General features: G+C 42.4%; 20 protein-coding genes. 10 read left to right on the top strand and 10 right to left on the bottom strand.

Features of this window, described 5'->3' with window-relative positions; all coding sequences use genetic code 11:
* Window positions 1-22: 22 nt before the first annotated feature.
* Together BVH04_RS07655 and BVH04_RS07650 are read right to left on the bottom strand one after the other, a co-directional pair.
* Window positions 23-724 carry an IS5 family transposase gene (locus BVH04_RS07655; protein WP_086540887.1) on the bottom strand — a complete coding sequence of 234 codons (702 nt, stop codon included), beginning with the start codon at window positions 722-724 and terminating at the stop codon, window positions 23-25.
* A 23-nt stretch (window positions 725-747) separates the two neighbouring features.
* On the bottom strand, window positions 748-2,112 hold the full coding sequence (locus BVH04_RS07650; RefSeq protein WP_086540927.1) for an IS110 family RNA-guided transposase: 1,365 nt from the start codon (window positions 2,110-2,112) through the stop codon (window positions 748-750).
* 322 nt (window positions 2,113-2,434) lie between these two features.
* On the opposite strand from BVH04_RS07650, the gene BVH04_RS07645 reads away from it, so the two are divergent.
* From BVH04_RS07645 to BVH04_RS07600, 10 genes are all read left to right on the top strand, one after another.
* On the top strand, window positions 2,435-3,622 hold the full coding sequence (locus BVH04_RS07645; protein WP_262481359.1) for a RagB/SusD family nutrient uptake outer membrane protein: 1,188 nt from the start codon (window positions 2,435-2,437) through the stop codon (window positions 3,620-3,622).
* 122 nt (window positions 3,623-3,744) lie between these two features.
* Window positions 3,745-4,368: a 3-keto-disaccharide hydrolase gene (locus BVH04_RS07640; protein WP_240510870.1), complete on the top strand. Its 624-nt coding sequence runs from the start codon at window positions 3,745-3,747 to the stop codon at window positions 4,366-4,368.
* Window positions 4,369-4,424: 56 nt separating this feature from the next.
* Complete coding sequence (locus BVH04_RS07635) at window positions 4,425-7,559, top strand: PVC-type heme-binding CxxCH protein (protein ID WP_086540884.1); 3,135 nt, start codon at window positions 4,425-4,427, stop codon at window positions 7,557-7,559.
* A gap of 24 nt (window positions 7,560-7,583) precedes the next feature.
* Window positions 7,584-7,880, top strand: a complete 297-nt coding sequence (locus tag BVH04_RS07630; RefSeq protein WP_086540883.1) for a Dabb family protein — start codon at window positions 7,584-7,586, stop codon at window positions 7,878-7,880.
* A 3-nt stretch (window positions 7,881-7,883) separates the two neighbouring features.
* On the top strand, window positions 7,884-9,128 hold the full coding sequence (locus BVH04_RS07625; RefSeq protein WP_086540882.1) for a Tm-1-like ATP-binding domain-containing protein: 1,245 nt from the start codon (window positions 7,884-7,886) through the stop codon (window positions 9,126-9,128).
* A gap of 50 nt (window positions 9,129-9,178) precedes the next feature.
* Window positions 9,179-10,036: a phosphoenolpyruvate hydrolase family protein gene (locus BVH04_RS07620; protein ID WP_086540881.1), complete on the top strand. Its 858-nt coding sequence runs from the start codon at window positions 9,179-9,181 to the stop codon at window positions 10,034-10,036.
* A gap of 148 nt (window positions 10,037-10,184) precedes the next feature.
* Window positions 10,185-11,456, top strand: a complete 1,272-nt coding sequence (locus BVH04_RS07615; protein WP_086540880.1) for an MFS transporter — start codon at window positions 10,185-10,187, stop codon at window positions 11,454-11,456.
* 188 nt (window positions 11,457-11,644) lie between these two features.
* On the top strand, window positions 11,645-14,260 hold the full coding sequence (locus tag BVH04_RS07610; RefSeq protein WP_205635815.1) for an alkaline phosphatase D family protein: 2,616 nt from the start codon (window positions 11,645-11,647) through the stop codon (window positions 14,258-14,260).
* A 205-nt stretch (window positions 14,261-14,465) separates the two neighbouring features.
* Complete coding sequence (locus BVH04_RS07605; protein WP_086540879.1) at window positions 14,466-16,019, top strand: sulfatase family protein; 1,554 nt, start codon at window positions 14,466-14,468, stop codon at window positions 16,017-16,019.
* A gap of 75 nt (window positions 16,020-16,094) precedes the next feature.
* On the top strand, window positions 16,095-17,507 hold the full coding sequence (locus BVH04_RS07600) for a sulfatase family protein (RefSeq protein ID WP_086540878.1): 1,413 nt from the start codon (window positions 16,095-16,097) through the stop codon (window positions 17,505-17,507).
* Window positions 17,508-17,857: 350 nt separating this feature from the next.
* On the opposite strand, the gene BVH04_RS07595 is transcribed toward BVH04_RS07600, so the two are convergent.
* The 8 genes from BVH04_RS07595 to BVH04_RS07560 all read right to left on the bottom strand — a co-directional run bounded on the left by BVH04_RS07595 (window position 17,858) and on the right by BVH04_RS07560 (window position 26,639).
* A complete protein-coding gene (locus BVH04_RS07595) occupies window positions 17,858-19,642 on the bottom strand; it encodes an arylsulfatase (RefSeq protein WP_086540877.1) in 1,785 nt (594 codons plus the stop codon).
* A gap of 314 nt (window positions 19,643-19,956) precedes the next feature.
* A complete protein-coding gene (locus tag BVH04_RS07590) occupies window positions 19,957-21,024 on the bottom strand; it encodes a branched-chain amino acid aminotransferase (protein ID WP_086540876.1) in 1,068 nt (355 codons plus the stop codon).
* Between the two features lie 37 nt (window positions 21,025-21,061).
* The gene (locus BVH04_RS07585) at window positions 21,062-21,613 is read right to left on the bottom strand and encodes a cob(I)yrinic acid a,c-diamide adenosyltransferase (protein WP_086540875.1); all 552 of its coding nucleotides are present in this window, start codon (window positions 21,611-21,613) and stop codon (window positions 21,062-21,064) included.
* 61 nt (window positions 21,614-21,674) lie between these two features.
* Complete coding sequence (locus BVH04_RS07580; protein WP_086540874.1) at window positions 21,675-22,391, bottom strand: ABC transporter ATP-binding protein; 717 nt, start codon at window positions 22,389-22,391, stop codon at window positions 21,675-21,677.
* 76 nt (window positions 22,392-22,467) lie between these two features.
* On the bottom strand, window positions 22,468-25,251 hold the full coding sequence (locus BVH04_RS07575; RefSeq protein WP_086540873.1) for a tetratricopeptide repeat protein: 2,784 nt from the start codon (window positions 25,249-25,251) through the stop codon (window positions 22,468-22,470).
* A gap of 5 nt (window positions 25,252-25,256) precedes the next feature.
* Entirely contained in the window at window positions 25,257-25,544 is a 288-nt protein-coding gene (gene gatC, locus BVH04_RS07570; RefSeq protein ID WP_086540872.1) for an Asp-tRNA(Asn)/Glu-tRNA(Gln) amidotransferase subunit GatC, read from the bottom strand.
* Window positions 25,541-26,272: a lysophospholipid acyltransferase family protein gene (locus BVH04_RS07565; RefSeq protein ID WP_086540871.1), complete on the bottom strand. Its 732-nt coding sequence runs from the start codon at window positions 26,270-26,272 to the stop codon at window positions 25,541-25,543. Before BVH04_RS07565 ends, gatC begins: the two co-directional genes overlap by 4 nt.
* On the bottom strand, window positions 26,265-26,639 hold the full coding sequence (locus BVH04_RS07560) for a globin domain-containing protein (RefSeq protein ID WP_086540870.1): 375 nt from the start codon (window positions 26,637-26,639) through the stop codon (window positions 26,265-26,267). The genes BVH04_RS07565 and BVH04_RS07560 overlap by 8 nt, the downstream gene beginning before the upstream one ends.
* Window positions 26,640-26,649: the final 10 nt, after the last annotated feature.

Genomic DNA, 26,649 nt, shown 5'->3' with positions numbered 1-26,649 from the left:
CCTTTCGAGCCTTTTTTCATGCCTACTGTGCTGTTTTTATCAGTTTGGACGCAACTATCCCCGGAGACCTGTATAAGTTGTAGGCGATAGCTTCCATCACATTCTGGGTATGCATTTTCAGAATCCCCCTGTATCTGGCACAGGTAGAATTAAACCATCTGTTTTTGCCTCCAAATGTCCGCTCTACCTTAAATCTGGTTTTGCCGATCAGCCTGTTCCTAAGTTTTTCGCGCTCTGTCAGTGCTTGTCCTTTTTTGGCTTTATGAAGGATTCTACTTTTTAAGTTTTTGCTCTTTAATAGTGCTTCGTTCTTGGCAGATCGGTAGCCCTTGTCTCCATAGACATGGATGTTTTCGGGCAGATCTGCAGTGGCCAATACCTCTTCCAGATTGGCTATCTCATTCACATTTGCCGGAGTGGTAAGCACCCCGAGCACCAAGCCTTCTGTATCGGTCACATGGTGTTTCTTGTAGCCATACCGCGTTTTCCCTGCTTTCTTTATCCATCTGGCTTCGCTGTCCACACCGGGATGTTGCTTTTTGATGAGTACGTGCGCCTGCTGCTCGTTTTCCTGCTCCTCCGGGGTTCTTTCTTGCTCAGACCGATCTACCTCTATTTCGTAGGTGGTTTTCCCTTTGGGTTTCAATGGGGTATCTATGATGCTGGCATCCACAATTGCACCAGTCTTTACGATTATTTTATGCTTTTCCAGTTGTTTGTTCATTCTGACTAACGAACATAAAACCTCTAAATATCAGCTGTTTTGAGGCCTAGATCGTCTTCGGTGAGACCGAATTTATCGATTTGCTTTTTTATTCTTTTAACTAATCCCAACTTTCTTTTTTGATCTAAGAAGAGATAGCCCTCGGGATTGATGTAAGGAGTTTCTTTTACAACCATGTTCCATATAATTACAGCAAGTTTCCGGGCTGGAGCACTGATTGCTGAAACTCTTCCTTTTCTGAAACTTATCCGTTTGAAAAAGTCTCTGAGTGGAGTGGATTCTTTTAAATTCCCGATTGCATTGGCTGCATTTCTCAGGGCTATTTTGAGCCGATTGCTTCCTTTAGGGACTTTGCTGGAGAGAACTTTCCCTCCGCTGACTTTATTGTTTGGAGCAAGACGGAGCCAAGAGGCAAAATGTTTGGCGGTTTTGAACTTTCGGATTCCTTCCGGTCCGACTTCGCTCATTAGGTAAAGAACTGTGGAAAAGTTCACACCTTCAATGGCCGATAGATCAGTATCTTCGAATAGCTGATAGGATTTTAAATTCAGATCGACGTCTTTGTGCGTGTTTTTATTCACTCTTTTGTGTGGCTTTGGGTTGAGATGGTGCTGTCTTTTATTGTCGTCTGACTGGATGATCTCATCGAGCATTTTTTCAGTCTCGATGTCGCAGCGTGCAATCTTTTGCTGGGTTTGATCGTAGGTTTCCAGTTCTTGCTGAAGGGCAAAATGGTAATCTTTCCTACCGTTGCTCTGGAGGGCTTTTGCGATTTCTTCCTCACTCTTTCGGCAGTTTCCGTGGCGCAGGGACGCCAGTTTTTGCGGATCGGTTTCGCCTTCGCAAATGGCACGGATGATCAGCAGCCCGGTGAGTCCACAAATGTCCCGTACCACCACATCCAGCCTGAGATTAAGCAAACGGAGGTATTTCTGCATCTTTTTGGAGGCAGAGGCGGCCGAATGGAGGAGATTGGCCCGGTGGCGGCAATAAGTTCTCAACTCTTCTGTTTTTCCTTCCGGTAAAAAGCTTCCGCTCAACAGACCAAGTGTGTGGAGTTTCTGGATCCACTGACATTCCTTGATGTCTGTTTTCTTTCCCTTGATATTTTTGGTGAATTTCCCGTTGCATAGGATTACATCAAACCCCTTCGAAATCAAAACTGCATACAAATTCTGCCAGTAGGTACCTGTGCTTTCCATAGAGACTGTTTTAATTCCTTTTTTCTCCAACCAGTCTGCCATGTCAAACAGATCTTGGTTGAATACCCCATACTCCCGAACGTCCTGTTCGGACTGACCCACTGCGACCCAGTGGGAGCGGCTTCCGATGTCGATACCTGCAGCCTGCGGATTGACGACTTCCATTGCAATAGATTCCTGTTCCATAAAAATGAGCATTTAAAGTACTCTCAGAGGATGTGCTTTTGGCAAGAAAATATTCTGAACGGGGTTCCGCCAAGGCGGACCGCCACTTAAGTAATCGCAAGCATCCCAACCAGGATTGCGCCCGTGCTTCCCGATCTCTTGGGAGCAACAGTTTAAAAATCGGCCTTACAGAGAGTCCTTGAATTTACTAAAAAGGAGGAGTAATTTCATACCGTTAGCGACGGAAGTAAATGTTTCAACATATGGGGGATTGCTCATAACGGTTAAATTTAAGTTGAATTTTTAATTTACCTCTGGTCCTAATTTTGGGGAGTATTATAGTATTTTTAGAACAAATCAAGCCCTCGAGAAAATACCTGAAATTAATATGGATGAGCAGTTAAAGTCACGGCTTCTAAAAGAAGCTTATTTTCTTCGAGGATGGTGGATGCTTCGTTTAGCTAAAGTTTATGGCGATGCTCCCTTAGTTACTAAAACTTTGACTTTAGAGGAACTGTACATTCCCAAATCAAACAGGCAAGAAATTTTTGATCAGGTAGAAAGCGATCTGAAAGAAGCTCTTTCTCTTCCAGATAGGTACGATGATTCAAATGTGGGTCGAGCTACATCCTTCGCAGCGAAAACTGTTTTAGCTGAATTGTATCTTTGGCAAAAAAAATGGGCTGAAGCAAAGCCGCTTTTAGAAAGTGTTATTAATTCCGGAAATTTTAAACTACTAGATTCTTATACTTCATTATTTGATGGAACGACTGAAAATCATGCTGAAACAATTTTCGAAATTCAATACACAGCAAATACTGGACAACCATTATTAGGAAATTTTTCTACAACATATAGCGCTCCTAATGGAGAGGGATACGTTCCCGGAGGAGGATGGGGATGGATAAGACCGACTCAAGATTTGGTAAACGAGTTTGAGGTTGAGCCAAAGGAAGATCCCCGTTTAACTAGTTCAATTTTTCGGTTGGGTGATGACTTTGAAGGCCAGATATTCAAAGATGTTGTAAATGGGACAGGTTTTGCAATTAAAAAATGGGCGATATCAGGTGCTAATGGGGTGGAAATTGAACAAAATTTTCCTTGGTATACCTCAGCTAATTTTGCTTTATATCGCTACGCTGAGGTTTTGTTGATGTATGCTGAAGTATTAAATGAGTTGGGAAATTCTTCAGAAGCGGCAACTTATGTAAATTTTGTAAGGGCAAGACCGTCTGTTAACATGCCGGCTTTATCAAATAATCTCAACTATGATGAAATGTTTGAAGCAATTCGTCACGAAAGAAGAGTGGAATTTGCCTTTGAAGGTAAAATCGGCTTTGATCTGAGGAGATGGGGAATAGCAGGGGAATTTTTAAGATCTTCAGATAGGTGGCACAATAATATTACGGTAAATCCTCAATGGGGTGGAAACTTCTTCAAATTTGAAGATGGAAAACATGAAGTTTTCCCAATTCCTCAATCAGAAATTGACAAATCTGGAGGAACTTTAATTCAAAACTCTAATTGGTAATTTATAAAAATGACAATAGGGCTTATCTTTTATTATTAAAGATTAAGCCCTATTTAATATTAAACTTATTAAACATGTGTCATCTCGAAAAAAAATTTAGCGGAATTAAATTACTCTTATTGATGATTTCAATATTCATTACTATATCAGTTTCGGGTCAGGGTTTTGAGAATTCCAAATCCATCTTCGACGGAAAAACGATGAAAGGATGGAAGGCCTTACCCGAAAAAAACGAATCTTTATGGAAAGTCAGGGACTCTGTCCTTGTGGGGGGTGACGGTGTTTTGAAAATTTCTGAAAATAATTATTTATACACCACGGATCATTTTGAGGATTTTGAGTTCCGCTGTCTTTTTCGATTATCAGGAGATGCAGATACAGGTCTGATAAACAGCGGAATCCAATATCGTTCTCAAATTGTTGACGGGAATATGATGGGCTATCAGGCAGATATAGGAAACGGTTATTGGGGGGATATATATGACGAACACCGACGTGGTAAACTGGTCGGAGGAGAAATGCATACTCTAAAAAATTTACTAAGAAATGATGGTTGGAACAGTTATGTGATCCGAGTTAAAGGTGATTTTCACGAACTGTACATCAATGGGGTAAAGACAAATGAATATTTGGAAAAAGACTCTACGGTTTCCAAAAGTGGCTTGATTGGAATTCAGCTCCACAGTGGTGGAAATGCAAAAATCGAATTTAGGGACATTACTATTACTGACTTAAACAAACAATAGTAAAGGTTTGAAATATTTAATGAGGTAATAATTCTATTTAGTAAAAAATCATCAATATGAAATTAAAAATAATAACATCATTATTGGCTATATCTTCATGTTTTTATTTATACAATGATGTTTATGCACAAAAAATAACACATTCCCCACGTAGTGAAGTGAAAACCCCTGAACAACAGCTCAAAGGTTTTAAATTGCCGGAGGGGTTTATTGTTGAACTAGTTGCAAGTGAACGTGATGGAATCGTCAATCCCATAGATCTGACTTTTGATGATGCCGGAAGGCTTTGGACCCAGACAGCAGAAATGTATCCCCTCGATCCGATCGCGGATATCCAATGGAATGATCTGTTGAAGTTGATGAATGATCCCGAAGCACAAAGAAACCATCCCAATTTCAAACGGATATCTGATCTTTATCAGGGCATAACAAAAGGAACAGACAAAATTCTTATCCTTTCAAATCTTTACAGCCAAACTCCCTTAAAAGTAAGTATCTGGGCGGATGGCCTGACAATTCCTCAAAGTATTCTTCCATATAAAAACGGGGCATTTGTTGCACAGGGATCAGAGTTATTTTTTCTTCAAGATACCAATCATGATGGCAAGGCGGATAAAAGAGTCCCATTGTTTACCGGTTTTGGATTCACAGATACCCATACCATGTCGCATACACTTATCCGAGCCCCTGGCAACTGGATCCATTTCAGTCATGGGGCACTGAATAAAGGTGAAGTTTCCGCTCTCAGCAGTGACTTTAAAGTGAGAATGGATTACAGTAAGATTGCGAGGTTTTTACCAGATGGAAAAAAGATGGAAATTGTGAGTTCAGGACAAAACAACATATGGGGATTTCAGCTGAGGAGGAACGGTGAATGGTATGGCTCAGAAGCCAATGACCTTGGTTATTCAGTCGCTCCTATGGAATCGGGAACAGGATTTCCGGGGATCGGCAGTGACAGAATTCGGAATTACCAGCCTTGGATGCCAGCTCTTCATCAATTTAGAGTTGGAGGAACAGGGATCTCTGGGTTGGCTTTTGCTGATGACACTTCGGGATCATTTCCCGAAGAGTGGAAAAATGTTGCATTTTTGGCTAACCCTATAACGAGCACTATCAATTCTGTGAGGATTGTAAGGAACCCCGATGGCAGTGTCACAGCTGAGCATCTGGAAGATCTGCTGGTTTCAGAAGATGACTGGTTTCGCCCAGTCAATATGGAGTTTGGCCCTGACGGATGCCTTTATATAGCAGACTGGTACAACAAGATAATTTCACATAACGAACTTCCAACCACTCATCCGGACCGAGATAAAACTCATGGGAGGATCTGGCGGATCAGGCACATTAGCCAGCAGCCACGTGAAATCCCCGATTTTTACAAAGTCAAAACTGAAAACCTGGTGGATTATCTCAGTTCACCCTCGCTATGGGCTAAAAGGGCTGCCTGGCAACAGATATCTGACCGCCCGATTTCAGAAACCAAAAAACTGTCAAAAAAGCTGATTGAGCTAGCTTCGGATCAATGGAAAGATGACATCACAAGAATCCATGCCCTTTGGTCTCTGGAAGGGATTAGGCATTATGATGAAAAACTAATGTCTTCTCTTTTACTTGACCCATCGGATGATTTGAGGCGTGAATCAATCCGGGCAATGGCAAGTTTTAATCTAGAACCAGCTTACCTTTCCCACAAATTAAAAGTTTTAATTGAGGATGATAACCCGATGGTCCGGTCGCAGGTGATTCGTACCTTGACTGAAATGAAAGGGACGGACCCAGGAACGATTGAAGTACTGCTTCAGGCATCCAAACCCGAACTGCCGGGCAATGAAATGGGAGGTCCTTATGAAAGAAGATTTGAACGGTTCCTTGCTAGGAAGTCCCTCGAACAATATCCGGATGATTTACAGAACTACCTCAATTCCCCTGCTGCAGACCAAATTCCTGTCGAAAATCTGCTGTGGGCCATCCAGGCTTTGGGCCGGGAACAAAAAGAGCATTTTTTTCTGAAGCTTTGGCCGAAAGCGGGGATTACCGAGCTTGATGAATCCAACTTCATCAGCATTTCCCAGATGTTGGACAACAGAGAGGTTTATCATATGGTCAAGCCTGTTTTCCATAATCCCGTTCATTCGGCAAAATATATCCGGTTTGCACTTCAGAACCAAGCCTTGGTTCAATCTGATTTGCTTACGGCTATACTCGAAACTCCTGTGGCAAACCTGTTCGAAGAAATATCCGGGCCTGATGTTGACATGGCACTGGATGCAGTTGGCAGGTTTAACATGAAAAACTCCCGCTTGGCCATTCTGGCCTTGATCCGCGAGGATCTGCCGGAAAAAACGATGGGTCTTATAGTTACAGCACTCGAAGCCGATGTACATGCCAATCAGGATGTTTTCAACATGATTTTCCAGAATGCTGAATTCGCTTTCAGTATCCGGTCAGTTGCCCTTCACAACATTTCGAAAGCCAATCTTCCCGCAGGCCGGGAGGAATTGGGAGAATGGATTCCGCAGCTGGACGATTTTCAGAAAACGGCTATCGTTAAGCTTTTTTCGGGTTCAAAAAATGGGGCTGATATTCTCAAGCAATTATATGCCCAAGACCATCTGGACATTACAGCCTTTGATCTATCAACTGCCGAAACGATATTAAACCACGAGACTTCTGATTCCCGTGGAAATGAAATCTATAAAAAAATATTGGAGATTGAAGAGAAAGAAAGGAATTCACTGGATGGCCGTATTGCAGAATTGAGGCCAATAATAGAAAATAATGATGGAAATGTAGTTAAAGGAAAGGCAATGTTCCAAACCTGCCTGATGTGCCATAAAGTAGGGAATCAGGGACAGAATTTTGCCCCCGCACTGGATGGTTCGGCAAGTAGGGATACCGAAGCCTTGCTTACGGCAATTTTGGATCCCGATGCTGCGGTGGAATCCAACTACGCCACCTTCCGAGTGACAAAAAAAGACGGAGGAAACATTGAAGGCTTTCTGGTGAAAAGGGATGAAGGCGGGACGACTATCGGATTTATGGGAGGAAGTCAGCTGTTTATCCAGGCGAAAGAGATCAGAAGCCAGGGATTTCTGGGAGGCCGTTCTTTTATGATGAAAGGGCTGATTGATCATTATACCAAGGATCAGGTTGCAGATCTGTTTGCCTATATCAATACCCTAAACTAACAGCTTACATTAACAGAAAATAAAATGATTAGACACTTTGGAGTTTTTCAATTTAAAAAAGATATCTCGGAAAGTCAGATAGAAGAATGTTTTCGCACCATGAAGGCCATGGTAAGTGAAATCCCGGGACTATTGGACATGGAATACGGTCCTTATGACGGAAATGAAGGTATGAACGAAGATTTCACCCACGGCTTTATAATGACTTTCGATTCGCCCGAATCTAGGGATAACTACCTCCCTCATCCAATTCATGAAAAAGTCAAAGAGCTCGTGGTTCCTAGACTGAAACGGGTAGTTGTTTTTGATTTTGTGGTATAGTTAATGACTACAAAAAACAAATCAATCTTGATGCTTGGCTGTTTCGACACCAAGGAGGAGAACTTTAATTTTCTCCGGCAATGCATTGTCTCCAATGGGGACAATGTGATTGCCATGAACACAGGGGTCATGGGCTCCACCTCATTTTTTCCAGTCGATTTTGAATCTGACTTGGTTGCCATGGAAGGCGGCCAAACCATTGAAGCGCTTCGACAAATGGGGGATCGGGGATTTGCTGTGGAAGTAATGGGAAGGGGTGCGCGGAAAATGGTTACCAAGCTGATGACTCAAGGTAAAATCAAAGCAGTTATAGGCATGGGTGGGGGCGGCGGTACCTATATAGCGCTCGCGGCCATGCAGGAATTGCCCCTTGGTTTTCCGAAACTCTGTATCTCAACACTGGCAGCCAAGGATGTTACCCGTCAGGTAGGCATGAAGGATATACTCCTGATGCCATCGGTAGTAGATGTAGCCGGGCTGAACAGTATCAGCCGGCCCATCATGCGGAACGCAGCCGCTGCTGTTTGCGGGATGGGGAGAGTGAATTTAGAGGTAGATGACAAAAACTTTGGGACCATTGCTATCAGCATGTTTGGCAACACCACCGCCTGCGTAGACCAATGCACAAAATCTTTGGAGGCCAAGGGGTATGAAGTCATGGCATTTCATGCCAACGGGCTGGGTGGAAATGCAATGGAAACACTGATCCGGGAAGGCTGCTTTGATGGTGTACTGGACATCACTACCACTGAGCTGGCCGATGAATTATGCGGAGGTATCTGCAGTGCAGGCCCCGGGCGCCTCTCAGCTGCCGTTGAAATGGGAATCCCACAGGTGGTGGTGCCGGGTTGTCTGGACATGGTCAACTTTGCCCACCTGGATACGGTTCCCGGCCAATATAAAGCGCGGCAGCTTTACAGCTGGGCTCCGGATGTCACCCTGATGAGAACCGATGGGCAGGAAAACATACAATTGGCGAAAATGATAGCTGAAAAGTTAAACTTTTCGGTTGTACCGGTGACCGTTTTACTTCCCCTTAAAGGCCTATCTCAAATCGATTCGGAAGGCGGTATATTCTATCAACCTAAAATCAACCGGGTTTTATTTGATTCCCTAAAGCAGCAACTGAAGGATCATGTGAAAGTGGTGGAAATGGATGCCCATATTAACGAAACATTGTTTTCCGAATCGGCAGTCGATAGTTTGTTGGAGAATATTGAAAAACACAAATCAAAAAGCGTAAAATAAATTCCGTCAGGAATATAAAAAATCATCACAAATCAAATCAAGAGACAATTATGGCCAATCCATGGACAGGAAAGGGAAACCCTTATACAAGGCAGGAAGTTAGAGACAGGTTACAAAAAGTGATCGACCAGAAAAAAGCGATTATTGCTGCAGGTGCCGGAACTGGCATCAGCGCCAAATTCATTGAGAAAGGCGGAGCGGACTTGATCATTATCTATAATTCCGGCCGCTTTCGAATGTCGGGACATGGATCCACCGCCGGTCTGATGGCTTATGGGGATGCCAATGCGGTAGCCATGGAAATCGGGGAATTCGAGGTGCTGCCGGTAGTGGAGGACATTCCGGTCATTTGTGGCGTACACGGTTCGGATCCCCGCCGCAGAATTTGGCACCACCTGTTGAAGGTGAAGGAAATGGGTTTTTCCGGTATCAATAATTTCCCAACCCACTGCATCGTGGACGGTCATTTCAGACAGGTGCTGGAGGAAACAGGGATGGGCTTTGACAAGGAGGTTGAAATGGTAAGGATTGCCAGCAAAATGGATTTGTTCTCCATTGTGTATGTGGCAAAACCTGAGGAAGCGGTACAGATGGCTGAGGCGGGTGCCGATGCGATCATTACCCATGTGGGAACTACCGTGGGGGGATCAATTGGTGTGACAGGTGCCTCCTGCACGATGGATGATGCCATAGAAAGGACTAACAGCATCATTGGAGCGGCCAAAAAGGTAAACCCAAAGATATTTTTTCTGGCACATGGGGGTCCCATCAATACTCCTGATGATGTCCGGGTAATCCTGGATAAAACCAATGCCCATGGATTTGTAGGGGCATCATCTCTTGAAAGAATGGGGGTGGAAAAATCCCTAACTGATCTCACAAGGGAGTTTAAATCATTGACTATATAAGAATTGAATAACAAGCATCAAAATCGTTTATTTAAACTCTTTATAAAGGTGTTTGGTATTTCATCGACCTCCAATATCCCGCACCTGTTCATCAAATCACTTATACTCATAGGTTGAAAAAACCAGTAACTAGCTAAACATAAAATAGATGAATGAAAACATAAACAGAACTGCCTTATTCAACGGGAGTTGCTTTGCACTCATTACCACTGCTTTTTCATTTTCCATACGGGCGGGGATTTTACCTCAATTAGCTGAGGAATTTGGTCTTTCAGCTGAACAACTGGGGTTTATAAATTCCATGTGGTTTTTGGGGTTTCCTATCTCAATGCTAATTGGGGGATTGGTATACCATTCATTTGGACCTAAAAACATTATGATAGTTGCCTTTGTAGCCCATACCTTGGGAATTGTGTTGACAATTTATGCTGGGGGATATTTTCTGCTTCTTATATCAACGCTTTTTATAGGGATTGGTAATGGATGTACAGAAGCTGCCTGCAACCCTATGATTGCAGATACCTATTCGGGAGTAAAAATGAATAAAATGCTTAACAGGTTTCATATGTGGTTTCCAGGGGGAATTATACTCGGTGCACTTATTTCGAAATTCATGACGGATTTTGGATTTGGTTGGGAGACCCAGATGTGGATAATTATGCTTCCGACAATTATTTATGCCGTTTTGTTTTATGGAAAGGCATTTCCCAAACCAAAAGTGGCCGGAGCCAACTCTCTTTTTGAAAACTTAAAAGCAATGCTGAGTCCACTTTACATTTTTTTGTTTTGCTGTATGGCATTAACAGCAATCACAGAATTTGGTCCCAATCAATGGGTAAATGTTGTTTTGAGCTATAGTGGTGCAGACGCAATGCTCATTTTAGCCTTGATCAGTGGTGTGATGGTAGTAGGTAGGTTTTTTGCCGGCCCGGTAGTTAAAGGATTAGGTCAGACAGGGGTGCTTTTGTTTTCAGCTATATTAGCAACCATAGGCATTTATATGTTTAGCACAGTTACCGGGTTTTTGGCTTATGGGGCAGCGGTAATTTTCGCATTGGGAATATGTTATTTCTGGCCTTTAATGATTGGAATAGTAGCCCAAAGAATCCCGTTAAGCAGTGCTTTGGGGATGTCGATCATTGGAGGAATAGGTTTTTTTTCCACTTCTATCTTTCAACCTGTCATTGGGTACTGGATTGACAATTCACGGTTGCAAAATATGGCTATGGGACTTTCAGGTGATGCATTGGAATTGGCAGCTGGACAGGACACTTTAGAAAAAATGGTCATTTTCCCTGCTATACTTATCGTGCTCTTTTTAATACTTTTTTTCTGGCAAAAGAACTATAAAGAAAGTCCGTTCAGAAAGCAATCAGATTCTGATAATCTTTATAAAGAACATGAACTTGGAGCGTCATAAATTAATAATTATCCGATTTTATGGATATGATCAATTTTACATTCTCAAATTAAATATAGAAGGGGTTTAATTTTGTTATCGAAAGCTGTCTCAAACTTTGAGGCAGCTTTTTTATTAAAAAAATCAATGAAAAACAAGGATGATTTATAAATGCGGGGCATATTTACTCTGTAACCACCCCTTAACCTATGAAACGCAGATCTGCAGTCAAGGCAATGGCCTTAACTTCCTTCTCCACGCCTTTTTTCTTTTCTCAAGGATTCACCAGTATCAAGAAACTTCTTTCCACTGCCGATTCAGGCTTCAAAAGTAACTGGGAAAATTGGCCTGATATGAAGTGGATTGGTCCAGAGTTTTGGGGCAATAGATTACAGGATTGGGAGATTGTCGGAGGAAAGGCGGTCTGTAATATTTCTGCACCAAATAGAGCCTTGCATATTCTTACCCACCAGTTGGGAGTAGAGAACACCAATTTTCAGCAGTCAGTAATTATTGATTGGAAAAGTGATGAGTTGGTGGAAAATAGTGCCGCTTACGCTGGTTTTAGGCTTGGCGCAAAAGGTATTTTCGATGACTATCGCTCTGCGGCAGTGTTTGGCAAAGGACTGGATGTGGGAGTCACTGGCACTGGTCAATTGATGATCGGAGAGCAGCTTAGTGAGAATAAATTAGATCTTACTAAGCCAGTTTATTTGAGTTTGAAAAGCTCAGCAAAGCAAGGAAAGTACTCCTTGACGCTTTCTGGCTCAACTAGTAAAAACAATAAAAACCCGATTGAATTAACTGCCGAAGGAATTGCCCCTCAGGATTTGGAAGGCAACTTGGCCTTGATAGCTAATTGTCCAAAGAAGGAAGAATCCGCAACAAGCTTAGTAGCATTTTCAGATTGGGTATTCCAAGGAGATAAAATTGTGGAATCTGCCGATCAGGTATATGGGCCAATTTTCTTCGCTCAATATACGTTGCATAAAAACACACTTAAATTAACCGCGCAACTCGCACCGCTAGAGCTAATTCCAAACATCAAAGTTGAGCTTCAGCTTAAAAAAGAGAATGGATGGGAGACTGTTCAGACTTCTTCACTTGATCCAAATGGAAGAATAGCAAAGTTTAGGATTGACGGTTGGAAGCACGAAGAAATGATCCCGTATCGGATTCATATTGATGTTCCGCTGAAAGATAAATCTCAGGAATTCAGTTATTATGGGGAGATCGCTTCTCAGCCCAAATCTTCTGAGAACTTGAAAGTGGCAGTTTTCAGCTGCAATGCTGATCATGGTTTTCCAGATCAGGAGGTAGCTGTTCATGTGAAGAAGCACAATCCGGAGATGGCTTTCTTCCTTGGAGATCAGTTCTACGAGGGGACAGGCGGTTTCGGTATTCAAACAAGTCCGTTAGAGAAGTCATACCTGGATTACCTGCACAAGTGGTATATGTTTGGCTGGTCTTACCGCGATATTTTTAGAACGATCCCTGCGGCAATCATCCCGGATGATCATGACGTGTATCACGGCAATGTCTGGGGAGAAGGCGGTGCACACGCACCATCCGATGAAGGTTGGGGATATGTGGCACAAGATCAAGGTGGTTACAAAATGCCTCCAGACTGGGTGAATATGGTTCAGGATTGCCAGACAAGTCACTTGCCTGATGCTTTTGACCCAACTCCGGTGAAGCAGGGAATTAATGTGTATTACACCGATTGGGAGTATGGAGGAGTGAGTTTTGCGATTTTGGAAGATAGAAAGTTCAAATCTGCGCCAAAAAACGTCTTGCCAGAAGAGGCGAAAGTCTTGAATGGTTTTATCCAAAACCGTGATTTTGACATCAAAAAGCATTACGATATTGATGCTGAGCTTCTAGGAGATAGACAACTCAATTTCTTGGAAACCTGGTCAGAGAAATGGGATCCTGGAGTGCAGATGAAAGCTGTTTTGTCTCAGACGAACTTCTGTACAGTTGCCACTCTTCCCGAAGGGAGTATCATCGATAGCATAGTGCCAAGTTTGCCTACGCCTGAGAAGGGTGAATATGTAGCTGGCGACGCGCCAACTACAGATATGGATTCGAATGGCTGGCCGCAAAAAGGCAGAGATAAAGCTGTGCGGATTATCAGAAAAGCTTTTGCGCTGCACATTGCCGGCGATCAACACTTGGCGAGCACGGTGCAATATGGCGTAGATGAATTCCGTGATTCGGGTTATGCATTTGCGGGGCCGGCATTGAATAACCTTTTTCCGCGACGCTGGTGGCCAAAAGTTCCTGAAGGCCATGAGCCTTTCCCGGGAGGAGCAAAAAACACAGGAGATTTCGAGGATGGATTTGGGAATAAAATAACCATCATGGCAGTTGCTAATCCATACAAATCAGGATTTGAACCTGCCAGAATATATGATCGGGGTACGGGCTACGGGATTATTACGTTTGATAAAAATGAACGCACGATGAAGATCGAATGCTGGCCAAGGAATGTCGATCCTATTTCCAATCCAGCAGGGCAATATGATGGTTGGCCTCTTACAGTTACCCAAAAGGATAATTATGCAAGAAAAGCAGTAGGCTACCTAAATACCCTGAATTTGGAAGGAGTTGAAAACCCACTAGTTTCAGTTTATAATGAGGCAACAGGAGCCCTTGAATACGCGATGCCCGTGAATACACCTACCTTCCAACCCAAGGTCTTTTCAACTGAAAAGCACAGAGTAGAAGTAAGAGATCAGAATAGGGGAATGGTGAAAACGTATGCCGGACTTGCGATAGAGAAAGATCAAAAGGGAATGATTCAGGTATATTTGGCTGAATAAAAGATGTTTGAGGTTCCTGTTGGAGCCCTTTGTTCTAACAGATTGCTTCGTTCCTCGCAATGACGATGAAGTGCCGATTGACGCATACTTCATTATTCAAAATTCATCATTCTACATTCGAAATTAAAAAAATAACGAGCGCCGAATGATGAATCAATAATCTCGAAGTTTCAAGAAAAATAAGATTTAACAAAATTAGAATATAATGCACATCAAGAGTAAGATCCTACTTGGACTAACATCTGTTTCCTTGTTTTGGGGATGTAGTTCTTCAGAAAACGGAACTGCCGAAACTGAAGCTACCAAACCTAATATTGTCATCATCTATATGGATGATTTGGGCTATGGTGATTTGAGTTCCTATGGAGCTACGGAGCTTTCCACTCCGAATATGGACAAGCTGGCGAATGGCGGTATTCGCTTTACCAATGGCTATGCGACTTCTGCTACTTGTACACCGAGTAGATATGCGTTACTGACGGGGGTGTATCCATGGAGAAATAAGGATGCTAAAATCCTTCCCGGCACAGCACCTTTGCTGATCAGCACATCTCAGATGACTGTTCCCAAAATGCTAAAAGGTCAAGGCTACCAAACTGGAGTGGTAGGAAAATGGCACCTAGGACTTGGAGCCGGCAACGTAAACTGGAATGAGCACATCAGCCCAAGTCCAAACGAAGTAGGTTTCGACTACAGCTACATTATGGCGGCTACGCAAGATCGTGTACCTACGGTATATATAGAAAATGGCAATGTGGTAAACTTGGATCCAAATGATCCGATCGAAGTGAATTATGATACAAACTTCGAAGGAGAACCTACTGGAAAGGACAACCCTGAATTGACTACGATGAAGTGGCATCACGGACACAACAACAGTATCGTGAATGGTATTCCTAGAATTGGATTTATGAAAGGTGGAGAAGCTGCCAAGTGGGTGGATGAGGATATGGCAGATCACTTTTTGGAGAAAGCCCAAAGTTATGTGAAGTCGCATAAAGAAGGTCCATTCTTCCTTTACTATGCATTCCAGCAGCCACACGTGCCAAGAACTCCGAACCCTAGATTTGTAGGGAAATCAGGTATGGGGCCACGAGGAGATGTGATTTTGGAAGCCGATTGGATGGTAGGAGAGTTTATGAAAACGCTGGAAGATGAAGGCTTACTAGAGAACACGTTGATAATTTTTACAAGTGATAATGGTCCGGTTCTGAATGATGGATACTACGATGACGCGGTGGAAAAGCTAGGTAATCACACGCCAGCTGGAACTCTGAGAGGTGGGAAATATAGCCTTTTTGAAGCTGGAACCCGAGTGCCATTTATGGTTTACTGGAAAGGAAAAATCCAGCCTCAGGTATCTGATGCCTTGGTGTGTCAGGTGGATTTTCTCAGTTCTCTGGCTTCTTTGACAGGAAGTACTGAAACGAAAGAGGATAGCGAGAACCTATTATCAGCTTTCTTTGGCGAGGAGAAAGTAGGTAGATCTGAATTGATTCTGGAAGCTACAGGCAGAACAGCGATAAGAAAAGGGGAGTGGATTATGATCCCTCCGTACAAAGGCGCGGCTAAGATTGAATCGGTTAACATAGAGACCGGCAATGAACCAAGCTATCAGTTATATAACCTCAACCAAGATATAGGACAAACAGATAATCTGGCACAATCAAATCCTGATAAGTTGGAAGAAATGGTCGCTGCTTATACTGCTATTCGTGGTGATGCGAATTCTACAGTTAAGGATGTCGTGTTGAAGTAAGCTAAATTCTGTAATTTATATGAAAGGTTCTGACACAGCATAGTGTCGAGTCTTTCATGTTAACTTTCACATACTATGTATAAGTCCATATATTACCTCAAGCTAATAGTTGCATTGTTCTTTTCTGCCACGCAGCTTTTTGCCCAAAATCAAAATAAATCCAAACCTAACTTTATCATCATTTTCACCGATGATCAAGGGTATGGAGACTTGGGGTCTTTTGGTCATCCTACGATCAAAACTCCCAATATAGATCAAATGGCTGTGGAGGGACAGAAATGGACGAGTTTCTACGTAGCGGCCAATGTCTGTACTCCGAGTAGATCAGCGATTTTGACAGGAAGGTTGCCTGTGCGAACAGGAATGTATAGCAATACCCGTCGGGTATTATTTCCTGATTCAGATGGAGGATTACCTGCATACGAAAATACAATTGCTAAGCTGCTCAAAGGGGCTGGTTACTCCACTGCTGCCATTGGGAAATGGCATTTGGGACACTTGCCACAATATTTACCTACCAGTCATGGCTTCGATTCCTATTTTGGAATTCCCTACAGCAATGACATGGATCGCATCAATGATGTTACCGCCAAGGAAGCTTTTGGCGATCCTAAATTCGAATATTTCAACGTGCCTTTGATGAGAAATACGGAGATCATTGAGCGACCTGCGGATCAAAATACCATTACCAAAAGATACGCCGAGGAGGCTGTCCAATTCATTTCTGCCAATAAGGAAAAGCCATTCTTTCTGTATTTGGCGCATTCTCTTCCTCATGTCCCACTTTTTGCTTTAGGTGATTTCAAGGGGAAAAGCGAGCGCGGATTGTATGGGGATGTGATAGAGGAAATTGATTGGAGCGTTGGAGAGATCTTGGGGGCATTGAAGGATAATGGGCTTGACAAAAACACCTATGTGATATTCACTTCTGATAATGGGCCTTGGCTGGTTTATAATGAGCAGGGTGGGAGTGCAGGTTCCCTTTTCGGTGGAAAAGGCACTAGCTATGAAGGTGGAGTGCGGGTTCCCACGGTAATCTGGGGTCCTGGAAATGTGAAGCCAGGAGTAATCTCCAAAATGGGAAGTACGCTTGATTTATTACCGACCATTACCAAGCTAGCAGGTGCAGAAACGCCTCAGGATCGTGTATATGATGGATTTGACTTGGGTCCGGTACTAAGAGGCGAAAAAGCTACTCCTAGAGATGAGATGTTTTACTACCACGGAGATCGTCTTTTTGCTGTCCGAAAAGGTGATTTCAAACTCTATTTCTACAGTAATAATCCCGCTGGATATCCCGCGAAAATCGAGAAGCTTGAAAAGTTGACACTCTATAATTTGGGGCATGATCCTTCTGAGCGTTTTGATCTGGCAGATCAGCATCCTGAGATCGTGGAAGAAATCATGGAAATTGCCAAGAAGCACGCAGCAGAAATGGTGTTTGGGGAAACGCAATTGGAGAAGAGGATTGTAAGTGTAACGCAGTAAAGTTAGAGAATAATAAAAGCACCATAGGTTCGGCACATTTAAAGACCCAGGTTTCAACCCGAGGATAGTATAATGAATGGGAATTTTGTGTTTTTGACCGAATGAATATCAATTGGGGAGAAAACGCTACACCAAAACGAAAGGATGCATCTCTAATCGCATCTTTGTCTACGGGGAGTGAACTTAGGTTACATAGCCAGCTAGGAATTTGCTTGGATTTTAAATCACTTGATAAGTATTCGAGATTGCAAATCTCGAACAGCGAATTCTTCGAGTCTGCCTTAGACGGAAAAAGGGCTACGCTAGTCCACTCTCTTTCATATTCCATGCTATCCAACCTAAAACTCTTTCTATTCCACCCGCTCTAGGACAAGCAACCGCATATCAATAAATTCTGCTCCTTTAATTTCTCCTGCTTTCATTGAAATAGGATGCCGTCCTTTTTCCAACTCTATTACTCCCATTTCCAGGGGTTTAAAATCTTTTTCGTAGGATTCATCACGAACAGAGCGATCAAATTCCACTGCTACAAAATCTGGGTCATGGGCTTCTTTGATGATTGTTTTTACTTCATGTTGTCCCTGCTTCAATAGAAGTGTGGAACCAACCGCCGAAGCTTTGCAGGTATAATAGACAGTTGCTTTGTATTTGCCTGAAGTGAGGATGTCCGTATCCCAGGTGACGCTGTCGGTGGTGGATGTCCAATTGGTGAAAAACGAGGAGTTTGGATGTATGCTGGATCGTTTTATCCCACCATGCGGAATACCATCCCTAGCTGGAAGTTGGGTGTATTTGCTGCCTTCAAATCCAACAGGAAACACTTCCTCTCTATCACGGTCTAGTTCTGCTAACACCGAGTTTTTCCACTCTTCTTTTGCTGTGACCAGTTCTGACAATAAAGCCTCAGATGGTTGTTCTATAGGATGAAGTTGTCCTGGGTCGGCGTTTAAATCGAAAAGTTGGTTATCCTTATCTAGCATGTATTGCTGGTTTCGGATACTGACATTACCACTCCATTGGCTGTAAACATACCGTTCTTTCCATTCTTCAATAGATCCCATAAGCAGGGGTTTTAAGCTAACACCATCTATGGGTTTGTCGAATGGATTTGTGATATCTGCGAGATCCATCAGAGAAGGCAAAATATCTATCGCACTCGCTAGTTGGGAGATGATTTGTGGTTTCAATTGGTCTTTCCAATATAGGATGAAAGGAGAGCGTACGCCACCTTCATCAGTGCTTCCTTTGATTCCCTTCAGCCCGTCGTTCCATCTCCATCCATTCGGGCCATTGTCAGACATATAGATTACTATCGTATTTTCTAGGAGTTGTAGGCTATCCAGTTTCTCCATGACTTTGCCCACATTCCAATCTAGGTTCTCACACAAGGCATAGGCAGCTCTCGTTTTATCTGTTTTTTGTTTGTCCCCATAGCGATGTGTGGAGTCAATGACGGCGTCTTTGTATTTGTTCCACCACTCATCGGGCACTTGCATAGGACTGTGTGGCGTATTATAAGCCAGATAAACGAAGAATGGCTCGTCACTTTTATTTTCAATGTATTCCAGTGCATTATTGGTCAGATCGTCAATAATAAAACCTTCACCTTTTACCACCTCACCATTTCTCTCTAGCATAGGGCTGAAATAATTGCCCCAATGTCCAGATGCGAAGCCATAGAATTCGTCAAAACCTCTATTGTTGGGATGATAAGGAGGTTGGGAGCCATTGTGCCACTTGCCAAAAGCAGCTGTATTATATCCATTTGATTGGAAGATTTCGGCTATGGTTTTTTCGTCGAGATCCAATCTTTCTCCACCTGTGGATGTAGAATAAACTCCGCCTCTGGGATGATATCTGCCAGTCAAGATCTCAGCTCGGGTAGGAGAACAAACAGGGCTTACATAAAATCTGCTGAATTGAGCCCCATTTTTTGCCAGTTTGTCAATGTTCGGAGTATGTACATTTGGGTTACCATTGATGCCTAGATCTCCCCAGCCTTGATCATCTGTGACGATGAGGATAATGTTTGGTTTGGGTCTTTCTTGTGCATTAGAGGTGCAGGATTGGACAAAAAGGAGTCCTATTCCAACTACAATAATCAGGTAAAAAAAGTTTTTGGGCTTAAAGTACATTGTTCAAGTGGAGGTTAAGTGGGTTACAGCAAGATTTTATAGAATTCATATTTCTTAATAAAGTTCACAGCTCTTATCATGATCATCGTATTCAGGTTTGAACAGAACTGGCTCTTAACATTTCAATTTATACTTTCCCCAACTCTATTTCAAGGTTATCAAAAATCTCTTAGCTTTTGTCAATGGGAAATAGGTTAATTTTTCGGCAGTGTGAGGAATGAAAAGTAGGGAAGAATAATCATTTCTATCAATAAAAATTTTAAACGAGAAAGGCCGGGATTTCCCGGCCTCTCTAAATAATAACAAGTTGATTTTTAGATCGAAATGATCCAACCATGCTGATCGGCCGCATGGCCATATTTGATTCCATCTAGTTCTGCGAGTACTCTGTAAGAAAATGCATCTTCAGATTTTGCAGGAAGAATGTAGTCTTTTCCATTTACATTGATTCGCTGTATATGTGCGATAGTAGCTGCGGTACCAGTTCCAAACGCCTCATCTAGCGTTCCGTCTATCAGTGCTGTTTCCAGTTCTGATACAGTCAGGAATCTTTCTTCCAAAGGGTCATTCCATTCTTTAGCCAATTGAATGACTGAATCTCGAGTGATTCCTTTCAAAATTGTCCCAGTATTCGTAGGCGCAGTGATCAGCTTTCCGTTGATTTTGAACATGACGTTCATCGTCCCGCTTTCTTCGATTTTGCTGTGCGATTTTCCATCAGTCCAGAGAAGTTGATCGTATCCGGCTTTTTGAGCTTGTAGTGCAGGGTAGAGAGAAGCAGCATAATTGCCGGCTGTTTTTGCGGCACCAGTACCTCCTTCATTAGCACGGGTAAATTTGGTCTCTACTTTTACGCTGACAGGCTTACTGTAATAATTGCCCACAGGACAGGTGAAAATGATGAATTTGTATGTTTCAGAAGGTTTTACACCGATGTAATCATCCGTAGCAAACATATATGGCCTCACATATAAAGACGCGCCTTTCGCAGATGGAACCCAATCTCTGTCCAAATCGATCAGTTGGGTAAGTCCCTCCATAAAGATTTCTTCCGGTAGCTCAGGCATACACATACGCTCTGCTGATTCATTCAGTCGCCTCCAGTTTGCCTCAGCACGAAAGACCAATATCTTGCCATCATCATTTCTGTAGGCTTTCATGCCTTCGAAAATTGATTGACCATAATGCAGTGTGGCATTGGCAGGATTTAGACTTAATGGACCATACGGCTCAATTCTAAGGTCAGACCATTCACCATCTTTGTAATCCGCCACAAACATGTGGTCACTGATCGTGCGTCCAAAAACTAAGTTTGAAAAATCTATTTCCGGTAATCTAGAGTTCTGAACTTTAGTTATCGGTAGGGCAAGTTGTGTTTTCATTGGTTTTGCCTTTAATCTGACTGAGCCAGGTAGCTAATTATTTATTTCTGGGATTCCAGGTTACTTCATCCACTTTGAGTTCATGAGCCATCATTCGGCCAAGTACAAAAAGAAAATCTGAGAGGCGATTTAAATATTGTATGACTAGATCAGAAACAGGCTCTACTGAAGTCAGTTCAACTGCGATTCGCTCTGCACGTCGGCAGACTGTACGTGCAAGATGACAAAATGAAACGGATTGATGCCCACCAGGCACTATAAAAGCGGCGAGAGGTGGGAGTAATTCTTGCATTTGGTCCATTTCCTGCTCTAGAAGCTCTACATCTTCCTGGTGTAAGTCTGGTTTTTTCACTTTGTCTTTGCCGGGAGCTGTGGCCAAATCTGCACCAAGGGTAAATAATCGATCCTGAATTTCCTTTAAGAATTCAGTTCTTTTTTCGTTTACCGCTTGATCACGAAGTAAGCCGATGTACGAGTTGAGTTCATCCACTGTCCCATAGGCATCAATTCTTAAGTCGGATTTGGGTACCCGTGAACCTCCTAACAATGATGTTATTCCTTGATCGCCTGTTTTGGTATAGATTTTCATGTCTTTGCCCTTGATTCTCTTAGGACAAAAATAAGAATCTATTTGAAATTATAAGGTGTGATTAGGCGTGCATTGCAATTCCACGGGTAGGATTCGGATTTATTGTGTCCGATTCTACCAATCCATCTCTCAATCTCACGATTCTGTGCGCGTAATGGGCAATTTCATCTTCGTGCGTTACCATGATGATCGTGTTGCCTTTTGAGTGCAACTCATGAAACAGCTCCATGATGTCGTGGGATGTCTTTGAATCCAAGTTACCGGTAGGCTCATCGGCAAGAATGATACTTGGTGTATTTACCAAGGCTCTCGCAATAGCGACACGCTGGCGCTGACCACCGGAAAGCTCATTTGGACGGTGCTTTGTTCTGTCACCCAGTCCTACGTTTGACAATGTCTGAAAAGCGATTTCTTCACGATCAGATTTATTCATCCCTGCATATACTAAAGGAAGCGCAACGTTTTCTAAGCAGCTTGCTCGCGGTAGCAGGTTAAAAGTCTGAAATACGAATCCAATTTCCTTATTTCTAATTTCTGCTAATTCATTCTCGGTCATGTCCGAAACATCTTTATTATTCAAGACATAAGTCCCAGAGGTAGGAGTGTCCAGACAGCCAATGATATTCATCAAGGTTGATTTACCCGAACCCGAAGGCCCCATGAAAGCGACATATTCCCCTCTATCTACTGAAATGGAAACAGACTTGAGGGCTTGAATAATTTCAGAGCCCATTTTATAGGTTTTGTTGATTTCGTGGGTTTCTATAATTTTTGTCATGGTTGGGGATTTTGCTAAAGTTACTATTTTGGGTGGGGAAATATATTTCCGCTTACAGAAAAAACGGTAATAGGAATCAATAGTTTAAATTCTGGAGCCTCTCTAGTTCCTCTTCACTTATCCATTCTTTTAATTGTTCCAATGAACCTTCCGCATAGTTATCCAAACCGCTCGCTCTTGCTGCCTTGATTTTTTTGATCCATAATATAGGGTCACGGTTGAATTCTGTGGAAGCATTTAAAATTTCATATTGAGCAAGAGGGTCGGTGTTTATTTCTACTGCACTGATAATCAGTGGGCTAAGGTAAGGATTGGCTGTTAGTTCATCACTTGCTTTTATCCAGGATATGAAGGATTTGACTGCATCTTTATTCTTAAGATCTGGATTGTTTACAAATGCTTTAAGTTCTGGTTGCGGGCCTATTTTATCGGAAATAAATTTCTCTAATTCTTTTAAATCTTCTATGGCTAGACCATGTGCTTTGTAAGCAATTAGGCGAATGGCTATGTCCGTTTTCAATTCACTTTCGGGAAGTGCCCGCCATTGAGACAGTAGGTTCTGGGGTGAAGTTTGGTGGATTTGGCCAATTATTTTCAAATACTCGGAAATTGCAGAGTCTTCATTATTCAGATAAGCAGGAAGACGGATTTGATACTTTTCCCGAATTTCTACTGCTTTCTCCGGCATTCCTGCCAAACCAAAAATGCTCCAGTGATGCGTGCTGAATCCTTGAAAACCTTTCTCTTCAGCGGCGATAAACTCATTCGCAGCTTTTTGAAAGTCCAGATTTTGAGCCAAAATACTTCCTGAAAGTTGCAAGTAATATCCTGCGTCATTTGGGTTTCGAAAGGCCAAACCATTAAGATTCTTTACTGCTTCAGTCACTCTTCCCGCCGCCAAACTCCTAATCACGGCAGTTTCTTGAAGTGACATCAGATAGTTCAACATTTCAGGATTTTGTCCCAAACTATCTAGCATCTTCAAATCCGCACTTGGATCATTTCTATTCACATCAGAAAGTAGGTTTCTCCATCCAGCATTGATAAGCATGGGAGAATCTTCAGTTTGCAAGTTGACTTTAATGGATTGCAAAAGCTCTTCAGAAGGAACATTTGCTAGCGCATTGGAAGCAGCAAGCTCATTAATTTGGGAGATCAGATCCAACGATTGATTTGGATCGGCTTCAGGTTGACCAAGCTTGGTTTTTAGTGCGGTGAGATTCGAATGCAAAACCGGATTAGCACTTGCAGCATTTTTCATCAGCTCCAATCCCTCAGTTGACTTGTTGACTTTGGTATAGAGCAAACTCAGGTTATTGAGCAAATGTGGCTCGTTTGGGAAAATAGAAAGGCCTCTTTCCAGGTAATAAATAGCCTCGAAAACATTGTTTTCCTGATGCAGCCTATCGCTTAAAAGTAAGATATTATCTACTTGAGGAACTTCAGTAAAGCTTTCTTCCAGATGCTGCTTTGCCAAAGTAGGCTGATTAAGGTCTAGAAGCAATTGTGCAGTTGCAAACTTGGCCTTGGGGTTTTTGCGGTAACGCATCCAGGAATTTTCGTACAGGATACTCGCTTCAAGTTTCTTGTCAGTTTGGTAGTAATAATCCGCTAGAATATTACTGGTCATGGCACTGGCTTGGACTCCTACTATTCCACCGGTATAGGTGGTGAGTACTAGAATTACGATTAGTCCACCTATTCTAATATGATAATAGACAAGGGAATAAGGCTTGTAAAGGATCTTCTCTACAGCCTTGCCTGTGTTCATGATTGACATGAAATTTGCCAAGAGGTATATGAAAAAGAATAAGGAAAAGCCAATTTGGGAATACACCAGGAGATGTTTGAAAAGCTCTTCAGCAGGTTGATTTCCTGAAAGTTTAAGTTTCCAGACCAGCCATAATGAAAGGCCCAAGCCTATTAAATATAGTGCCTTAATGACTGCGGAAGTAGATACTAATTCATCACTTTGCTCAACTTTTTCTCCAACAGAAATCCATCCAAATAACCCAAGAGGCAAAAGAAGAAATAAAGGAGAGAATGCTGGGAATGGGAAATTTAACTCTCCCTGCAAGTCTAGCAGGAGACAGAAAAGTGATCCAATATAAATTAAGGCTATGATGCTGATTTGAACAGTTATGTTCAAGTTGAGATTTCTATTGGCTCTAGCCAGCAAAATGTAAACACCGGAAAGAACCCCGTGTCCATTCCAGAAAACCCAAGCAAGTGCAAGACAAAAGCCTATAGTCAACGAATGCTCAGCAAGGTGAATCTCCGGACTTGTGATTGGACTTACCGTGATGAGAATTGCCAAAGCGGAGAATGTCGCAACAAAGAAAATTACCCATTTGATTACCAAATGGATTTTTTGTCCCCAGAGATGAAAATACATCAGGGGAATCAGTGTTGCACTTAAAAGTATAATTAAAGGGTAATTGGCACTTTGTCCTCCGATGTTTAGTCCATTGAAGTCGCTAAAAGTGAGAAGTGCGATCCAAGCAATACCCCCGACTATGAAATATGCCTTTTTAAACTCTGAGAGCAAGGTCAGTACAGAAACAGCCCCAAGCCAGACAATGCCAGCATAAATGTACGATTCGGTGAGATAAACTTTTGGAGCAAGTGCTTTGAACTCTTGAAAAACCAGAAAATTATCAACTTGAATAGGGAAGGAAATCGGGCCAATCTGTACCCAGTCAAAAGGAATAGGAATGGTATCTAAAAACGATGCAGCCTGAATATTGACATAGGGCTGAGGATCGAAGATGAGATAATACAGCGCAAAAAGCCCTCCCGAAATGATAAATAGGAGGGCTGTAATTTTAAAGAGGGTTGAGGTATTTAATGTGTTTTTCACGTGCGTTACTCCATTACTTTCGGTACGCGGAAGTAATCTGAGTCTCTCTTTGGTGCGTTTTTCATTCCGGATTCGTGATCTAGCTGATGGGCGATTTTATCCTCGCGCATATCATTTTCTTCAGATGACATCGTAGTAAGCGGTTCTACATTTTCAGTATCAATTTCATTCAATTTCTCCACCCAATCGAGGATTTGACTCATGTCTGACGACATTTTCTCGGCACTGCTTTCGTCAAATTCCAGTCTTGCCAAATGAGCAATTTTCTTAATTGAATTGGTGTCTATTTTCATGATATAGAATTATCAAGGTTGAGTTGGTTTTGAATTACTTGAAAGCATTTCTCTTTCAAAGCATTTTCAGAATCATAATCTTCAGGAAGTAATGGCTCGTGGAGAACCATTTTGGCTGATCTCCAATGAAACAGTAATTTTCCGTCGTCGGGTAAAATTAGATGATTAAAAGATAAAGTGACAGGGATAATCGGGAATTGTTTGTCTTTGGCCATTCGGAAAGCTCCATTTTTGAATGGAATCATCTCAGGCGGGTTTTTGGTGAAGATTCCCCCCTCTGGAAAAATGATCACCGAAGTCCCAGATACTAGTGCTTGATCAGTGCGTTTCATGGTATCAGCTCTGCTTTTCAGTCGATCTCTGTCCACGGCGATATGTAGATTCTTGAAATAATAACCGAAAAGTGGCGCTTTGCGAATAGAGGCTTTCCCTACATACATGACATCACCGGGAATAAATCCCATCATAGCTATGTCCAAGTAGCTGAAGTGATTTGCGAGATAGATGTAAGGTTTGTCCTTTTCTATCTTTTGGCTTTTCTGAATCTTCACAGGAAGAAAGATACCGATGAAATATCCTCTTGCCCAGTAGCGGTTGATTTTTCGCCCATATTTTTGCCATCCGGGAATCCAGATGCAAATCAATATAAATGGAAAAATAAGCAGAAAGCTCAACGCGAAAACTAGTGTGGCATAAATCGAATATAGCCTAGCGATAAGATTACGCATGATTGATCATATGATTTGCTGCTTTGACGAAGTAATTCATCATGGCTTTGCTGACTTTAGGGTCGACGTGAAGTTGATCCAAAGCGACAAGCATTGCATTCATCCAGTGATCTCGCATATCAGCATCGATTTTCCATTTGGCATGACGCATTCTCAGGGGCGGATGACCTCGCTGATCTGAATAAGTCTCAGGACCTCCGAATACCTGAAGCAAAAAAAGGAATAGATGGTCTTCCGCAGGTTCCAAATTTTCAGGATAAAGCTTTTTGAGATCTTCATTTCTCGCAACTTCCTGATAGAAATACTTGCTAAGTAATCGGATCTTTGCTTCCCCGATCAGGTCGTATATCGTCTGAGAGGTGTTCATGGCGCAAACT

The organism is Algoriphagus antarcticus (genome assembly GCF_002150685.1).
GTDB lineage: Bacteria > Bacteroidota > Bacteroidia > Cytophagales > Cyclobacteriaceae > Algoriphagus > Algoriphagus antarcticus.
The sequence above is the reverse complement of the archived record's forward strand: the minus strand, read 5'-3'. Positions and strand labels throughout refer to the sequence as shown.

Bases quoted from the DNA above. Each gene is read 5' to 3' on its own strand.
- BVH04_RS07580 (WP_086540874.1), bottom strand. From the start codon at position 22,391: ATGACAAAAATTATAGAAACCCACGAAATCAACAAAACCTATAAAATG.
- BVH04_RS07635 (WP_086540884.1), top strand. From the start codon at position 4,425: ATGAAATTAAAAATAATAACATCATTATTGGCTATATCTTCATGTTTT.
- BVH04_RS07605 (WP_086540879.1), top strand. From the start codon at position 14,466: ATGCACATCAAGAGTAAGATCCTACTTGGACTAACATCTGTTTCCTTG.
- BVH04_RS07625 (WP_086540882.1), top strand. From the start codon at position 7,884: ATGACTACAAAAAACAAATCAATCTTGATGCTTGGCTGTTTCGACACC.
- BVH04_RS07650 (WP_086540927.1), bottom strand. From the start codon at position 2,112: ATGGAACAGGAATCTATTGCAATGGAAGTCGTCAATCCGCAGGCTGCA.
- BVH04_RS07600 (WP_086540878.1), top strand. From the start codon at position 16,095: ATGTATAAGTCCATATATTACCTCAAGCTAATAGTTGCATTGTTCTTT.
- BVH04_RS07610 (WP_205635815.1), top strand. From the start codon at position 11,645: ATGAAACGCAGATCTGCAGTCAAGGCAATGGCCTTAACTTCCTTCTCC.
- BVH04_RS07590 (WP_086540876.1), bottom strand. From the start codon at position 21,024: ATGAAAACACAACTTGCCCTACCGATAACTAAAGTTCAGAACTCTAGA.
- BVH04_RS07595 (WP_086540877.1), bottom strand. From the start codon at position 19,642: ATGTACTTTAAGCCCAAAAACTTTTTTTACCTGATTATTGTAGTTGGA.
- BVH04_RS07620 (WP_086540881.1), top strand. From the start codon at position 9,179: ATGGCCAATCCATGGACAGGAAAGGGAAACCCTTATACAAGGCAGGAA.
- BVH04_RS07615 (WP_086540880.1), top strand. From the start codon at position 10,185: ATGAATGAAAACATAAACAGAACTGCCTTATTCAACGGGAGTTGCTTT.
- BVH04_RS07630 (WP_086540883.1), top strand. From the start codon at position 7,584: ATGATTAGACACTTTGGAGTTTTTCAATTTAAAAAAGATATCTCGGAA.
- BVH04_RS07565 (WP_086540871.1), bottom strand. From the start codon at position 26,272: ATGCGTAATCTTATCGCTAGGCTATATTCGATTTATGCCACACTAGTT.
- BVH04_RS07655 (WP_086540887.1), bottom strand. From the start codon at position 724: ATGAACAAACAACTGGAAAAGCATAAAATAATCGTAAAGACTGGTGCA.
- BVH04_RS07585 (WP_086540875.1), bottom strand. From the start codon at position 21,613: ATGAAAATCTATACCAAAACAGGCGATCAAGGAATAACATCATTGTTA.
- gatC (WP_086540872.1), bottom strand. From the start codon at position 25,544: ATGAAAATAGACACCAATTCAATTAAGAAAATTGCTCATTTGGCAAGA.
- BVH04_RS07640 (WP_240510870.1), top strand. From the start codon at position 3,745: ATGATTTCAATATTCATTACTATATCAGTTTCGGGTCAGGGTTTTGAG.
- BVH04_RS07560 (WP_086540870.1), bottom strand. From the start codon at position 26,639: ATGAACACCTCTCAGACGATATACGACCTGATCGGGGAAGCAAAGATC.